Origin of the sequence: Burkholderia sp. Bp8963 (assembly GCF_003854275.1) — a bacterium.
GTDB lineage: Bacteria > Pseudomonadota > Gammaproteobacteria > Burkholderiales > Burkholderiaceae > Burkholderia.
This window is the reverse complement of record NZ_QTQP01000186.1, coordinates 1-529: the sequence shown is the minus strand read 5'-3', so window position 1 is coordinate 529 and position 529 is coordinate 1. Positions and strand designations below refer to the sequence as shown.

The window sequence follows — 529 nt, the reverse complement described above, 5'->3', positions numbered from 1 at the left end:
TTGACCCTATAACGAGTCTGTCTCGTTACAGGTTGAGTTCTCGCGTTGTGCCGTATTCCAATTGAGCCGAACATTGAAGTTCGAATCATCTTGAGATACATCGATACAATCACAACCCGGATAGTTTCCACGTCCATCTCAAAGACGCTTCCGCTATCCAAATTACTTACTTCTTCCAGATTGTTAAAGAACGACAGCCGATATGGTGTTACTCATATCACTCTGACTGGCTCAATCGCCAATGCAAAGCGCTCGCTGAATTTTTCAGCAAACTCTTAGCATTGAAGATTGGTGGAGGCAGACGGGATCGAACCGACGACCCCCTGCTTGCAAAGCAGGTGCTCTCCCAGCTGAGCTATGCCCCCATCTACAGAGACTTCCCAGGTTTCTTACGTCAGACAATGGTGGGTCTGGTTGGATTCGAACCAACGACCCCCGCCTTATCAAGACGGTGCTCTAACCGACTGAGCTACAGACCCCTGAGTCTGTCTTTAAATTTACAGCCGATAAGCGTGAGCGCTCAATTGTT

At 48.2% G+C, this 529-nt stretch carries 2 tRNA genes; both read right to left on the bottom strand.

What is annotated here, in order from left to right:
- Positions 1-289 precede the first annotated feature (289 nt).
- Positions 290-365 (bottom strand) — tRNA-Ala (locus tag DID96_RS37975).
- A gap of 37 nt (positions 366-402) precedes the next feature.
- Positions 403-479 (bottom strand) — tRNA-Ile (locus DID96_RS37970).
- Positions 480-529: the final 50 nt, after the last annotated feature.